Origin of the sequence: Pelagicoccus sp. SDUM812003, from assembly GCF_031127815.1 — a bacterium.
GTDB lineage: Bacteria > Verrucomicrobiota > Verrucomicrobiia > Opitutales > Opitutaceae > Pelagicoccus.
This window is the reverse complement of sequence record NZ_JARXHY010000007.1, coordinates 114687-128133: the sequence shown is the minus strand read 5'-3', so window position 1 is coordinate 128133 and position 13447 is coordinate 114687. Positions and strand designations below refer to the sequence as shown.

The 13447-nt window shown below is 59.0% G+C and carries 12 protein-coding genes and 1 tRNA gene; 3 read left to right on the top strand and 10 right to left on the bottom strand.

Features of this window, described 5'->3' with window-relative positions; translation table 11 throughout:
• The first annotated feature begins 36 nt into the window (after window positions 1-36).
• Window positions 37-957 (top strand): helix-turn-helix domain-containing protein, encoded by a 921-nt coding sequence (locus QEH54_RS11460; RefSeq protein WP_309018814.1) that lies wholly within the window; start codon window positions 37-39, stop codon window positions 955-957.
• 78 nt (window positions 958-1035) lie between these two features.
• Here the strand turns inward: QEH54_RS11460 and QEH54_RS11455 are convergent, their stop codons facing one another.
• The 4 genes from QEH54_RS11455 to QEH54_RS11440 all read right to left on the bottom strand — a co-directional run bounded on the left by QEH54_RS11455 (window position 1036) and on the right by QEH54_RS11440 (window position 5603).
• Complete coding sequence (locus QEH54_RS11455; protein WP_309018813.1) at window positions 1036-1659, bottom strand: carbonic anhydrase; 624 nt, start codon at window positions 1657-1659, stop codon at window positions 1036-1038.
• 131 nt (window positions 1660-1790) lie between these two features.
• Window positions 1791-2174 carry a VOC family protein gene (locus QEH54_RS11450; RefSeq protein WP_309018812.1) on the bottom strand — a complete coding sequence of 128 codons (384 nt, stop codon included), beginning with the start codon at window positions 2172-2174 and terminating at the stop codon, window positions 1791-1793.
• 359 nt (window positions 2175-2533) lie between these two features.
• On the bottom strand, window positions 2534-2704 hold the full coding sequence (locus tag QEH54_RS11445; RefSeq protein ID WP_309018811.1) for a hypothetical protein: 171 nt from the start codon (window positions 2702-2704) through the stop codon (window positions 2534-2536).
• Between the two features lie 379 nt (window positions 2705-3083).
• Window positions 3084-5603, bottom strand: coding sequence for a DEAD/DEAH box helicase (locus tag QEH54_RS11440; protein WP_309018810.1), 2520 nt, complete (start codon window positions 5601-5603; stop codon window positions 3084-3086).
• Window positions 5604-5737: 134 nt separating this feature from the next.
• On the opposite strand from QEH54_RS11440, the gene QEH54_RS11435 reads away from it, so the two are divergent.
• Together QEH54_RS11435 and QEH54_RS11430 are read left to right on the top strand one after the other, a co-directional pair.
• The gene (locus QEH54_RS11435) at window positions 5738-6406 is read left to right on the top strand and encodes a DUF502 domain-containing protein (RefSeq protein ID WP_309018809.1); all 669 of its coding nucleotides are present in this window, start codon (window positions 5738-5740) and stop codon (window positions 6404-6406) included.
• A 9-nt stretch (window positions 6407-6415) separates the two neighbouring features.
• Window positions 6416-7030, top strand: coding sequence for a hypothetical protein (locus tag QEH54_RS11430; protein ID WP_309018808.1), 615 nt, complete (start codon window positions 6416-6418; stop codon window positions 7028-7030).
• 14 nt (window positions 7031-7044) lie between these two features.
• Here QEH54_RS11430 and QEH54_RS11425 read toward each other — a convergent pair whose 3' ends face one another.
• The 6 genes from QEH54_RS11425 to lpdA all read right to left on the bottom strand — a co-directional run bounded on the left by QEH54_RS11425 (window position 7045) and on the right by lpdA (window position 13424).
• Window positions 7045-8952: an ATP-binding protein gene (locus tag QEH54_RS11425; protein WP_309018807.1), complete on the bottom strand. Its 1908-nt coding sequence runs from the start codon at window positions 8950-8952 to the stop codon at window positions 7045-7047.
• Window positions 8953-8991: 39 nt separating this feature from the next.
• On the bottom strand, window positions 8992-9636 hold the full coding sequence (locus QEH54_RS11420; protein ID WP_309018806.1) for a response regulator transcription factor: 645 nt from the start codon (window positions 9634-9636) through the stop codon (window positions 8992-8994).
• A gap of 206 nt (window positions 9637-9842) precedes the next feature.
• Window positions 9843-11078: a nucleoside monophosphate kinase gene (locus tag QEH54_RS11415; RefSeq protein ID WP_309018805.1), complete on the bottom strand. Its 1236-nt coding sequence runs from the start codon at window positions 11076-11078 to the stop codon at window positions 9843-9845.
• Between the two features lie 44 nt (window positions 11079-11122).
• The gene (locus QEH54_RS11410; protein WP_309018804.1) at window positions 11123-11581 is read right to left on the bottom strand and encodes an acetolactate synthase; all 459 of its coding nucleotides are present in this window, start codon (window positions 11579-11581) and stop codon (window positions 11123-11125) included.
• Window positions 11582-11797: 216 nt separating this feature from the next.
• Window positions 11798-11872 (bottom strand) — tRNA-Arg (locus QEH54_RS11405).
• Between the two features lie 154 nt (window positions 11873-12026).
• Window positions 12027-13424 carry a dihydrolipoyl dehydrogenase gene (gene lpdA, locus QEH54_RS11400; RefSeq protein ID WP_309018803.1) on the bottom strand — a complete coding sequence of 466 codons (1398 nt, stop codon included), beginning with the start codon at window positions 13422-13424 and terminating at the stop codon, window positions 12027-12029.
• Window positions 13425-13447 lie beyond the last annotated feature (23 nt).

Below are 13447 nucleotides of genomic sequence, written 5' to 3'. Positions count from 1 at the left end.
TTGACTCTTTATTAGAAGCGAGAAGCGTGTTGCTTGATGGAAGCCTTTGCCAGCTACGCGGAAAGCGCTGACTGCGTCTCCCCCAAACGGAGTCGCGAGATCGCGCGACTGCTTCAAAAAACCCGGCTCTTCGCCAAGTACCAGCGTTCGTTTGAAGCGGCGTCGGGCTTGCCGCTCTCGATTCGCCCGCTGGAGTCGTTCCAGATGCCGGCTTGCGGCAGTCCGCGGGAGAACCCCTTCTGCGCCCTGCTGGCGCGCTCCCGCAAGGGCTGCGTCGCCTGCCTGCAAACGCAATCCGAACTGGAAGCGAAAGCGAAGCGGCGAGCCGTCTCGCTGCGCTGCCAGGCAGGCCTGCACGACAGCGTGGCGCCCATCGTCATCGGCGAAAAGCGGGTGGCCTACCTGCAGACCGGACAGGTGAGAATCGTTTCCGCGGACGCGGATGTTAGCCAAATCGGAGATTTCGTTAACAAGCTTGGCGACATCGATACGAGCAAGGCTCGCTGGGCCTACCTGCAGAGCCGCCAACTCACGTCGGAAGCCTACGAGGGATTTCTGAGCATGCTGGAGGTTTTCGCGGAAACGCTTGGCGCCGCGGCGAACACCTTGTTGCTGGAGCAGGATCGGCCACGCGAAAGCGCCTTGGTCAGCAGAACCGTTGAGCACGTCGAGCGCCACTACCAGCGCCGCATCCCACTCGGCGAGGTTTCGAAGGTCGCCGGAGCCAGCGAGCGGCACTTCTGCAAGGTCTTCAAGAAGGAGACCGGACTGAGCTTCGTGGCCTACCTGACGCGATTCAGGGTGCAACGCGCCCAGAAGGAGCTGCGGGAAACGGCTCGGCAGATCAGCGAGATCGCCTTCGACAGCGGCTTCGAGTCGATCGCCCAGTTCAACCGAGCGTTCAAGTCGGTATCAGGCGAAAGCCCCAGCGCCTACCGCAAGCGGGCCACCAGCTAGTCGGTAGCCGACTGCTAGAGCTCAGGGGGGGAAGGACGGCGCCTCCGAGCCCTCCTCGGCCTTCGGTTGCCCGAAGACCTAGCTAAATTCCTTCCACGCCCGCTCCAGGGGACTGTACTGGGTCAGGGCGCCATTGCTAATGTTGTAGTAGCAGGCATGGATCGCCAACTGATTGGTTGAGGCCGCTTTCATGACGCAGGGGTATTCGAGCAGACGCTCCGCCTGCATCACGACATTGGTCTTGATGAGCGATTCCAAGTCGTTGCCCATATTGTCTTCCAGAGCTGGCACCGCGTACTCGATCCAGGAGGCCAACATGCGGTCCATGGGCGTGACGCCAAGCTGAGAAAGCGCCTTCACGCCGCCGCAATCGGAATGGCCGCAAACCACGATGTGGTTCACCTTCAAGGACTCCACCGCGAAAACCAGAGCCGAACCGACCGAGGCCTCGTCCGCTTCCAACGGCGGGATGATGTTGGCCACATTGCGTAGAATGAAAAGTTCGCCGGGCTTGGCCCCAAGTATGAGTTCCGGCGAAACCCGAGAGTCGGCGCAGCCGACCCACATGACTTTCGGGGCCTGTCCCTCGCTCGCTAAGCGGGCGTGCAAATGCTCGTTGGCAGTGAAATCGTTCTGCAGGTACTTGCGATGGCCGCTGATGAGGGATTTAGGCAGAGTGTTCGATTCCTTGCTTACCAACATTTCACTATCCCTGCTACGGGAATACTCCAGTTGGGAGAAGCAAAAACGGTCCACGCGCGAAAATACTTTCGCGACTTGCGCGACGGGGCGACGACGCGTTCGTCGCAGAGCTACCCGATGCGAAGGACAGCTCAAACTGGCATGTCGCCCATCAGGGCCAACGGATTGCCCCACGGATCCTCGAAGAAGGCCAGCCAAGTGGACTTGCCCATGAACTCCTCCACGATGCAGCTCGGGCCGCTCTTGAATCGAATGCCATTGGCCTTCAGCTGATCGGCCACTTCATGCACGCGGTCGTCCACGCGAAAATAGATGGGGCAGCCGATGGGACGGGCGCTCGATTCCTGGACCAGGATAGTGATGTCTCCACACTGCAGCATCATGGTCTGCCCGAAGCAGGACTCCACGTGGATTCCCAAAACATCCCCGTAAAACGCCCGCGCTTCATCGAGGTTTCCCACCCTCAGTTCGAGTTGGCCAACGGTATCAAGGAGCGGAATGGTGGATTGAGACATAGTGCTACAGGAGGAGATTGCGAGGCTAGCGATCCCTATGATAACGACACGACCGCCAGCAACCTAAGCAAGGCAGCGGCTAGGCGTCGTTTTTTACGAATCAGGCCGACTCCGGACACGAAGAAGCCTGCTCCGAGGTCCCTCCCCAAAGCAGGCTCGCTTTGTTTGCCTTGGGCGCGCGTGACGCCCAGGATTGCTAGCAATCGTTATTCGTTACCCGAAAAAAAAGTGATCGCAGCATGGCTCCTCGCGAAGCGCCGAGAGCGTTTCCTCCCTCCCTAGGACGGCCGGCCCACGTTTCGCAACGAAGCCATGCTGCTGTTTGCTACCTCAAATGAAAGTTCTGATGACCGCCTAGCTTAGTAGGCCCGCTTCTTCGACTCCAAGGCGCTGAGCCCTGCCAAAGCGCCCGCAATGGCCAGCCCTGCCAGAACGCCTGCCGCCTTGGGCATGAGCAATGTCGCTACTCCGGCTAAGAGGATGGCAGCGGCGCTCCCTGCGATGATTCGTGTTTTCGTTGCTTCGTTCATGTTGTTTTCCCTCTGGTTTGTGTTTGTTCGCCAGTAGTATACGTCATGGCATCCATAATCGGAAATACTTACGAAGCATGCTATTCATAGGATTTACCTATTGTTTAGCCGACATCCCCTCAGATTGCTGTCTAGCAGGGTCTTGGAGAAGGCGAGAAACCGATTCTAGTCCTCGATTCCATCGTGATTTTGCGGAAATCGCTCAGAGCGGGTCGGCTCTTGAAAACCGTTTTACGCCGCGCGTAGAGGTTTTTAGCGAATTTAGTCATCAGATTTCCCTGATGGATCGCTCCCATGGCAAGGGCGTCCGCGTCGAGCTGGCGTTTCGGGGGCTGAAAGACGCATCCTGGGCCACGATTTGCCGAGGAAACGGGGCGCTCTAGCTGCTTTGGGCGAGGGCCAGCAGGGTCTGCAGGGAGCGCACCCCGCTCACCACCAGATCGGCGCCTTGATTTGACTCGCTGATGAGGGAATCGAAGAGATCGCGCTTTTCGGCCTGCAAGGCTTGGATCTTCTCTTCGATGGTGCCTTCGGCGATAAAGCGATAGACGAAGACGGTATTGGTCTGGCCGATGCGATGCACGCGGTCGATCGCCTGGCTTTCCACCGCTGGATTCCACCAGGGGTCGAGCAGGAAGACGTAGTCTGCGGAATGAAGCGTGATGCCCACGCTGGCCGCTTTGAGGCTGACCAGCATGGCGGCGGTCTGGCTCGACTCCTGGAACTCCCGCACCGGCTGCTCGCGGTTCTGGGTCGAACCGGTCAGCTCGAAGATCGGCAGTTCGGGAAACGAGGCTTCGATCATCTCCCTCACCCGCGCGAGAAAGCGTACGAACTGGCTGAAAATCACCACCTTGTGTCCCGTGCCCAGCACTTCGATCAGCTTTTCCAGCAGCACCATGAGCTTGCCGCTGTCCTCGATGCCCGCTTCCACCCAGGGCAAAAGCTGCGGATCGCAACTGGCCTGGCGAAGCCGGGTGAGCAAACTCAAGGTGGCGAAGCGATTGGTTCGCAGGGCGGAGCCGAGATCGTCGCCCAAGCGAGCGATGCCTTCGGTGCAGATGCGCGAGTACTCGCGAGCCTGGGCTGGCGTGACGGGGCAGGTCTGAGTCATGATCACCTTGTCCGGCAGCTCCAAGGCCACTTCCTTCTTGGTGCGGCGCAGCATGAAGGGGGAGATCTGCGTTTTGAGACGGGCCTTGAAGGCGCCCGGGTTTTCCGCGTACAGCCGCTCGAACTGCTGCCGCGAGCCCAGCAGGCCAGGCATGAGAAACTGGAAGGTGGGCCAGATATCGAGCGGCTTGTTTTCGATGGGGGTGCCGGTCAGGGCGATGCGCTTGTTGGCATGGATCCGGCGGCAGCTGCGCGACGCCTTGGAATCCGGGTTCTTGATGAACTGGGCTTCGTCGATGATGGCGAACTCGTAGGTCTCGCGCAGGATTCGTTCGATACGGGTGCGAAGCATGGCGAAACTGATTACGCTCACGTCGAGCTCCTTGTCCTTGCCGCGAGGCTTGGGTCCGAAACGCCCGACCTTCAGCTGGGGAGCGAACTTGGCGAACTCCGAGATCCACACCGGCACCACGCTAGCCGGACAGACCACCAAGGCGCGCTGCCCTTCCTTTCGGTTCGCCAGCAGCAAGGCGATGACTTGCACCGTCTTTCCCAGACCCATTTCGTCCGCCAGCAGGCAGTGGCAGCCGTTTCGCAACAAGCGAGACATCCACTCGACTCCACTTTTCTGATACGGACGTAGACAGTCCAGGAGCTTCAGCGGGGGCTCGTCAGAGTCCCCCTCGCCCAGCAAAGTCGATCTCCAATCGCTCAGCTCCGGCGACAATTCCACCGACGAGGAGCTATCGGCGAACAAGGAAAAGAGCTGGTAGAGCTGGCCGCTGCCATCGCCGTCCGATTCGATGTCGCGCCAGGTCTCCAGCAGGCGACGCGACTCGTCGGAAAGTTTCACCACTCCAAGTTCGGGCACCAGCATCGGCTCTTCCTCGCGACCGAGCAGTTCGTCCGCCAATCCCATGTCGAGCAGTTTCTTGCCCGAATCGAAAACCCATTGGATGTCCAGGCCTCCCTGTCGCGAGCGGCTGGCGCGGGCCCCGAGCTTGATCTCTGTCACCCCTTTCTGGATATGCCTCACGTTCTCGCGCTCCTCGGTGGAGAAGCGCGGCTTCCAGGTCGGCCATACCGACTGGATGAAATAGACCACTTCGCGCAGGTTTTGCAGCAAGTAGCCTCCGAACTCCGGAGAATAGACGAAATGCGACTTGCGGGCCCGGGCCGCCAGCATGATCAGGCGCCCGCGCTCCTCGGAGGTGTTGGCGCGCGGCGAACCATCTTCGAGGCTCAACGCCGAGACCCGCGTCCCGTCATCGCTCAGCCAATACGCCTCGCAGATGAGCCCTTTGAAGTGCGTGTCCAGAACCAGGTGCAAGGTGCGCGTCTTGCTCGATCCGTCTCCAAAAACGCCCGACAAGGCCTCTTTTTCCGCCCGTCCGTCAGTCGTTTCCCCCTCGCCTTCGTGCACCTCATCCACGGAGGCGTAGGAAAGGATGGTCAGGTCCTCGTCCGCCAGCAGCTCTTCGATCTCCAGCATTCCGGCCACCGCAATCGCCTTGCCCCAGGTTTCGTCCGAGCTGGAAGAGCGCACGCTCAGCCTGCGATCCCGCCACTCCACCACCGAGTAGCTCTCCAGCTTGCCCTGCTTGCAGGTCATGATCACGTCGTCCTCGTTGAGCGAGATCTCGCTGATAAGCCCTTTCTTGTAGAGGCGCCTGCCCTGCTTGAGGGCCTCCGGGGCGAAACCATGCTCCCAGCCGCCCTGCATGCGGGCGCTCCAGCGCTCGAGCGACTGTCGCGAATAAAGCCGATTTGCCCCTTTCCAATTCATAAACCGGCCATCTTGAAAAGCCGATTCCAGCCCTTCAAGCTTTTCGCTTTGCATCTATTTGGAAACCTCGTCCGTTTTGGGGTGTACCAAGCTGGACAAACCCGCAGTCTTTCCTCCCAGTCGTTTCCTCTGACATGCTTGCAAACATCCGAAAATCGTTTTTCTCCGGAATCGTTCTCCTCGCCCCGATCGGCATCACCTTCTTCGTCTTCAACTGGCTGGTGATCAAGATCGGAGGCAGCGCTCGCGACCAGCTGCTGTTTTTCATCCCGGAGGATCTGATTTCCCGCCAGGGCCTCGGCATGCTTTGGAACACCTTGGCCACCATCATCGTGCTGACCTTCATCACCGTGCTGGGCTTCATGTCCCGCTACTTCATCGCGAAGTACCTCATCAACCTAGGCGACCGCTTTCTCAACAACGTGCCTATCATCAACACGGTCTACACTTCGGTGAAGCAGATCGTGGAAACCTTCAGCTCGCAGAATCGCGCTGTCTTTCAAAAGGTGGTGCTCATCGAGTTCCCCAAGGCGGGCTGCCATGCCATCGGCTTCCTCACCGGCACCTCCAAGGGCGAGGTGCAGTACCGCACCGAAAAGGACCTGCACAACGTCTTCGTGCCTACCACGCCCAATCCCACCAGCGGCTTTCTGGTGATGCTGCCCGAAAGCGAGATCACGGTGCTGGACATGACGGTCGGACAGGGGATGAAACTGATCATCTCTGGCGGCGCGGTCGCTCCCGCCTACCCGCCCGTGGCGGAGTCGCTGGCCTTCAAGGACAAGGTCGTGACCAAGGACTAGTCTTCGTCGATGCCCAATCAAGCGGTCATCGTTCCGGATGCGATCGTGCTGAAAATCACCCCTTCGGGCGAAAAGTACCTGCGAGCGCAACTGCTTTGTCCCGACTTGGGCGCCCTCTCCGCAATGATGCGCAAGCCGGGCAAGTCCACGCGCTTCAGCATCGATCTCTTCGATCAAGGCGAGGCCAAGCTCGACCTGAAGCCGGGCAAGCAAACGGGCTTCCTGACCGATTTCAGCCACGCGAAAAAACGGCAGGGCATCGGGCGCAGCTATTCGAGCCTGGAAGCGGCCTCTCAGCTATCCAACTTCCTGCTCAGCAATCCGATTCACGATGACAACGCCCTCTCCACTTTCCGACTCGCGGAAAAGGCGTACGACGCGCTCGATCGCAACCTGCCAGGCGAAGCTATCCTGTTGAAGACCTTCTTCGTGTTCAGCCGCGACGAGGGCTATCCTCTGCTCGAGGAGTGGGCCAGCCAGCTCGACGCCCCCACGCGTCGTTCCGTGCGTGAAATCCTGAATACGCCGCTTGGCGAGCTGAGCATGGAAAAGTCCCACCAAAGCTCCGCTCTTCAATCCCTACGCCTCTATCTCGAGCGCCAGACGCACGTGCGCACCGGATAGAAGACCGCTCCGGCTCACGAAGCGGCGCTGGTCGTTTCCAGATACTTCGCGATGGCGTCCTTGAACTCCGAGTACGCCGCGGAGATCAGGGCTTTCCAATGTTCCTTTCGGATCGGCGTCCCTTCGTCTCCCGCGAGGATCTCCAAGCCTTTGGACAAATCGAGGATTCCCCGGGCCCCGAGCAAAGCCAACGCGCCCTTGAGCGAATGGGCACGCAAGCCGGTCTCCTTCCGGTCTCCGCTCTCGATGGTATCGAGCAGCTTTTGCACCTCCGCGTCGACGATCTGCAGCGCCGTATTCACAACCTCATTACGACTCGCGCCGCCGGACTTCATGCGAACGATATACTCCTCCAAGGTGTTGGCGTTGAAGGCATCGTCGCCCGAACGCTGCATGGATTCCTTGGCGGGCTTTGCTCTTCCCACCCGATCCGCATCCTTCTGTACCGGAGCCGGACTCTGCTTCTTCCCGTAGAGGTGAAAGTCCAGCACCTCGCGCAGGTGCTTGAAATCGACTGGCTTGTGCACCACTTCCGCCATGCCGGATTCGATGCAGCGCAGCTGGTCGCGACGAAAGACCTTAGCGGTGACTCCGATGATCGGCACTGGAGCGGGGCGACGCGACTTGGCTAGGATAGCTTCCGTGGCTTCGAACCCGTTCATCTCAGGCAGCATCACATCCATGAGAATGAGATCGTACTTATCATCCTGATACCTGTCGACGGCGGAACGTCCGTTGTCCACCAACTCGAAGGTCGCGCCGTAGTCGTTGAGAAAGTGGCTCAGGATATCGGCGTTGAGCTGGTTGTCCTCCACCACTAGGATGTGGCGCGTGTCCTCCTTCGATCTGGCCACGGGGGCCTTCGATCGCATCCTGCGGGGATTCGGGACGGTGGCTTTCCGGGGCTTCTTGAGGTCCACGCCCTGCGCCAAAGGCAAGCGAACGGCGAACAGGCTGCCGCCCGTCGCGGGCGTCGAAAATCGCAAGGTGCCACCCATCTTTTCCACTAGCCCCTTGCTGATGGCCAGACCGAGACCGGAACCTTCCGAGGAGCCCGAGTCCTTGCCGAACTGTACGAAAGGTTTGAATACAGACTCGCGCTCGCTTTCCTCGATGCCTGGACCGGTATCCTGCACGTCGAGGGACAAGGTCTCGTTTGTGACCGAAACCGCTAGCCCCACCCAGCCGACCTCCGTGAACTTTATGGCGTTCGAGATGAGGTTGCTCAGCACCTGAGTCACCCGAAGCTTCGAGATGGCTATAGTGCGGTCGACCTCGTCCTCGAGCGTTACCTTAAGCTCCAAGCCCTTTTTGCTGGCTCGCTCCCGAAAGAGCTCAGTGACGTCCCTAACGAAGCTCTCCAGGTGCACGGTCTCAGGGGTGAGATCGATCTTGGAGGTCGCGACGCGGGAGTACTCGAGCACGTCGTTTATCAGCCCTTTGAGCAGGAAGTTGCAGGATTGCAGCTTTTCGAGGATCGATCGCTGATCCTCGTTGAGGTTGCTCGATCCCAGCAGGTTGGAGAAGCCGATTACGCCATTGAGCGCGACGCGCAGTTCGTGGCTGACAGTGGTGAGAAACTCCAGCCCGCTCTCGTCCCCGCTCTGCGATTGACCGTTGGAGCGATCGTCTTTGTCGCTTGGCCGATCGAGCGTCACTTCCATGGCATACAAGCCGCTTTGCTTGTCGAGGCATTCGCAGCGGAATTGGGCCTCCACGATCTCCCCGCTTTTTCGCCTCAGGTAGCCGGGCTGGTCGATGGTCATGCCGGGCTCCGGCTTGAAGCGGGCCGAATCCTCCACCACGAAATTGCTGAAGTCGGACCCGCGAGCCTCGTTTTCCTCATAGTCCAACACCTTGAGCAACTCGCTTGAAAGCTTCAGGATCTGGTCCTCGGCGTTGAACAGGAAAAGGCAACTCATCTACTCGAGCAGGGCGAAGGGGGGATGAAAAGGTGGTATCTAGAGGGTGACCAATCCGGTGCGGACCGCGAAGAGCGTCACTCCGGCGATGTCGAAGATCTTCAGCTTCTTGGCGATGTTGCTGCGATGGGACTCCACCGTCTTGATGCTCAGACCGAGCTCCTGAGCGATTTCCTTGTTGGTCATGCCGGAGGCCACGAAGACCACGATCTGCTTTTCGCGATCGCTCAAGGTCTCCAGCAACTCCTTCTGGTCCAGCACATCCGGCGAATCCGAGACGGTCTGCGCGGAGGCTTTCACAAATATGTTGCCGTTGGCAACCGCTTCGATCGCCTGCTCGAAAACGGAAAACTCCTCCTTCTTGTTGAGGAATCCGGTCACTCCCATCTGCAGCAGCGAGCCGATGCGCTTCTGGTCCTCCACCGACGAGATGATGAGGATCTTCACATCGGGCTGCTCTTCGATCAAGCGCTCCGCTAGCTCCTGCCCGGTGATGCCCGGCAGGCGCAGGTCGAGGATGACCAAGTCCGGATGGTGATCGTTGCAAAGCCGGTACGCCTCCTCGCCTGTGGCCACTTCCCCAATGATTTCGAAACCGAAGCGCTGGCTTATGATACGTACGAGAAAGTCTCGGAAGAGCGTCTCGTCTTCCGCCACTACGACTTTGAGCTGAGATTTGGTCATGGGAGTGTTACAGGGGCGCGAACAATCGCGAAATTGGAGGGTGTTGCGAATGTGGTTTTCACGAAAACAGGTGAAACGACCGCAATCGATAGGGCCGCGGAAAGAAATTGTTCAACCTGTCTAGGGAATCCCCAACCCACGCGCAAGTTTCCTCTGCCGAGGAGCAAGCGATTTCGCATGCGCGTAGAATCGCGGAGCCTGGAAGCTCAGGAACCGCGGCGGATTTCGGAACCCTTGAAGCGGATCTGGATGCGCCAGACCTTCTTGGTGCGACAGCGAATGTAGCCCGTGTCGGTGTCGAATGCCTCCGGCACCTCGATCTTGTGCAGATCGACCGACGCGTGGTAGCCGCGCTCGGAAAAGACATCGATCAGCATGGCCATGGAGAGCGAGCTGTCCAGGCGCCGATCCTCGGTGTTGATATGGGCCACACCGGTGATAGCATGATGCTTCACGATCGGCATGATGTTCGTTTCGATGAAATCGAGGACCTCGTGAAACTGCTCGGTGTACTCCATCTCGTACTGGTCGAGACGACGCACCAGCTGCTGTCGGGCATGCTCCACGATCTTGCTGGCGATCGGCAGTCGATGCAGCGATTCGAAGGTGCGCGGGTCCAGCTCCAAGGAGCTTTGATACTGGAGCTCCTTGATGATGTTCTGCCGCACCTCGGCCAGGTCGCCCTGGGCGTTGATGAAATGGTAGTGAAAGATCTCCTTCAGCGATTGCAGCGCATCGTAGGTCCGCTCCTTGAAGACCTTGTAGCGTCGCTTCGCCGCCGAGGGGTCCAGGTCTGTGGCGCGCTCCTCGAGAAGGTCGCCCACGCCCGTCCGGCGCACCTCCTCGTTGTGGTCATGAATCTCGCGACCGCGCTTGAGCTGGCGGGCCACGCTCTCCTTCTCGTCGATGAAGAGCATCATGATATGGATCAGAGGCTGGCGAAATTTCGACCTGTATCCGGAGTTATAATACTCAGCCCTCAATTGAATCATCTTATGGTAGAGGAGCTTCATGCATTCCACCTGCACGAAGGTGCGCGGAAATCCGTCCAGGATAGCTCCGTCCTGATACTCCGGTTCCAGCAGCTTCTCCAGAAGGATGCCGATCACTTCCGTATCGCCGACCATGCCTCCCGAGTCCTTGATGCGACGCATCTCCGGCGTATCCAGCAGGGAGCTCACCACGATCGGTTCGCAGGTCAGGCCGCGCACTTCCTTGATGAACGGAGTGTTGGTACCCTTACCCGCCCCGGGGGCGCCGCCGAGCAGAATCAGCTCCTGCGGAAAGTGAAGTCGCGAGCGTCCGAACTTCTCCTCAAGACGGCTCCACACCGTATTGAAGATGATTTGGGCATCCTTCACCTCCAAATCCTGATGGCGGATGGGATTGTCTAAGGTTGGAGTCTTGCTGTCTTGGCTATCGCCTTCGGCGGTATCGCTCATCTAACTACTGGTTCGCTTTGAGTGGTTGGAGGTAGGCTGGAGCTCTAGCGCGAGATGTCTCTCCGCGTGAGCACCTTGATGTTTCTCGTATTCAAAATGTGGACTGCGAGATCGATATCCTCGATGCTCATGGCCAAGGCCGACTTTCCCATTGGGCGACTCACGAACGCGTAGATGTAGTGGATGTTTATCTCCGTCTCCAGCAGGGCGCCGAGCACGTTGCCGATGTCATGCTCTCCTGCGATCTCGACCGCGAGAATTTCGCTCTCGCTGTGAGCGATCGCATGCTCATGCAAGAGCTCCCTCGCCTGATCCGGATCGTCGACCACCACACGCGTGATGGCGCTATCGGTGGTGTCCAAAGTCGTCAAGGCGAGCACGTGGATTTCGCGCTGGCCAAACAGTCGGAAGATGTCCGACAAGCGCCCGACCTTGTTCTCCATGAAAATGGAGAACTGCCGGATCGGGTCAGGCACTACTGATTCGACGGATAGATTTTCCATTCAGCGACAAGCGATACGTTCAAAACTACGGGGGAAGCCATATATGTGATCACGCATAAGCTATTTAGCAAGATCACGCAGTCCAATCTTCCGGCCAAAAAACGCCTAAATCGGCTCCGCACCGTGATGGAGGCGTGGCCTGCCAAGGCAAAGAAACTGCGGATTGACCGTCTGACTCGACCTCCTCGCGCCATGGTCTGGCGAAGCCACCATCGCTGGTACTCCCGGCGGGAATCGAACCCACATCCTCGGCTCCGGAAACCGATGTTCTATCCATTGAACTACAGGAGCAATCGCAGACCGGAAGCTTTTCGCGAGCTGCGGGGGAAAGTCCAGTCCAAAGCGGCGCCGTTTTCCCCAAAGCGATTCTTTCCAATGCGAAAACGCCCGCGTCCCGTACTGGGAGCGAGCGCTTCGAAAAAACGATCCGGCGATGCGGCGATGACTAGATATGGATCGCCTCGTGGTGCGTATCCGCCGCGGCCTCGGCCAGAGCCTCGCTCATGGTCGGGTGAGCGTGGATGGTGCCGTGGATCTCGTCGATGGTGCCCTCCATCTCCATCGCCAGGCAGTATTCAGTGATGAGCTCCGTGGCGTCCCGCCCGATGACGTGGGCCCCGAAGATTTCACCGGTCTTGGCGTCGCTGATGACCTTGACGAAACCTTCCGAATGGTTGCCCGCCACCGCCTTGCCGGAGGCCACAAAGGGGAACTTGCCCACCTTGAAGTCCAAGCCCTTTTCCTTGGCCTGCTTTTCGGTGAGACCGGTGCTGCCAATCTGAGGCTGGCAGTAGGTAGCTCCTGGGAAATTCTTCACGCGACGCGGCTTGGACGCGCCAAACATTCCGTTGACTGCCTGCACCGCTTCGAAGGTCGCGACGTGAGCCAAAGTGGGCGGACCGATGATGTCGCCTGCGGCGTAGATGCCTGCCACGTTGGTCATGTACCTGTCGTCCACCACCAGGAAGCCCTTTTCGGTCTTGAGGTTCAAAGAGGGATTCACCGCGCCGTCGAGATAAGCGGCTACGCCGACCGCCTGGATCACCACATCCACTTCGAGGGTGGTTTCCTTGCCCTTCTTGCTGTACACGATCTGCACGCCGTCCTTGGTGAGCTCGGCGCTTTTGATTTCGATGCCCAGCTCGTTCTTGATCCCCTGCTTCTTGAACTCCTTCTCCAAGGTCTTGGCGATCTCCTCGTCTTCCACAGGAACCAGCTGCGGCATGATCTCCAAAATGGTCACCTCCGTGCCGAAGGCGTTGAGGAAATAGGCAAACTCCACACCGATGGCCCCGGAGCCGATGATCGCCACCGAATTGGGCTGCTTCTTCATCACCAACGCCTCGCGCGAGGTCATCACGCGGTCCGGATCGTCGTTGGGCAGGAATGGCAAACGACGGGCCCGGCAACCGGTGGCCAGCAACACGTGGTCGGTCTTGAACTCCTGGCCCTTGCTCTCGCCTTCCACGATCTTGACCGTCTTGGCGTCCGTCAGCTGGGCCTTGCCGACCACGTAGTCGACCTTGTTCTTCTTGAAGAGAAACTCGATACCCTTGGCCATCTGGTCCGCCACGCCGCGCGAGCGCTTGATGATCTTCTCGAAATCGTATTCGACATCGCCGACCTTGATGCCGAACTGCTCGGCCTTTTTGATCGATTGGATGAGCTCGGCGCTTTTCAGCAAGGCCTTGCTCGGGATGCAACCCCAGTTGAGACAGGTGCCTCCGGCGCGCTCCATCTCCACGCACGCCACCTTCTTGCCGAGCTGTCCGGCGCGTATCGCGGCCGCATAGCCTGCGGGGCCGCCTCCTACCACAATCAAATCGTATTTTTTGTCAGCCATATTGAAAAAGACTCCTGTGTTGA

Excerpts from the sequence above, each read along its gene's own strand:
- QEH54_RS11455 (WP_309018813.1), bottom strand. The coding sequence starts at position 1,659 with ATGTTGGTAAGCAAGGAATCGAACACTCTGCCTAAATCCCTCATCAGC.
- QEH54_RS11450 (WP_309018812.1), bottom strand. The coding sequence starts at position 2,174 with ATGTCTCAATCCACCATTCCGCTCCTTGATACCGTTGGCCAACTCGAA.
- QEH54_RS11445 (WP_309018811.1), bottom strand. The coding sequence starts at position 2,704 with ATGAACGAAGCAACGAAAACACGAATCATCGCAGGGAGCGCCGCTGCC.
- lpdA (WP_309018803.1), bottom strand. The coding sequence starts at position 13,424 with ATGGCTGACAAAAAATACGATTTGATTGTGGTAGGAGGCGGCCCCGCA.
- QEH54_RS11440 (WP_309018810.1), bottom strand. The coding sequence starts at position 5,603 with ATGAATTGGAAAGGGGCAAATCGGCTTTATTCGCGACAGTCGCTCGAG.
- QEH54_RS11415 (WP_309018805.1), bottom strand. The coding sequence starts at position 11,078 with ATGAGCGATACCGCCGAAGGCGATAGCCAAGACAGCAAGACTCCAACC.
- QEH54_RS11420 (WP_309018806.1), bottom strand. The coding sequence starts at position 9,636 with ATGACCAAATCTCAGCTCAAAGTCGTAGTGGCGGAAGACGAGACGCTC.
- QEH54_RS11430 (WP_309018808.1), top strand. The coding sequence starts at position 6,416 with ATGCCCAATCAAGCGGTCATCGTTCCGGATGCGATCGTGCTGAAAATC.
- QEH54_RS11410 (WP_309018804.1), bottom strand. The coding sequence starts at position 11,581 with ATGGAAAATCTATCCGTCGAATCAGTAGTGCCTGACCCGATCCGGCAG.
- QEH54_RS11435 (WP_309018809.1), top strand. The coding sequence starts at position 5,738 with ATGCTTGCAAACATCCGAAAATCGTTTTTCTCCGGAATCGTTCTCCTC.
- QEH54_RS11460 (WP_309018814.1), top strand. The coding sequence starts at position 37 with ATGGAAGCCTTTGCCAGCTACGCGGAAAGCGCTGACTGCGTCTCCCCC.
- QEH54_RS11425 (WP_309018807.1), bottom strand. The coding sequence starts at position 8,952 with ATGAGTTGCCTTTTCCTGTTCAACGCCGAGGACCAGATCCTGAAGCTT.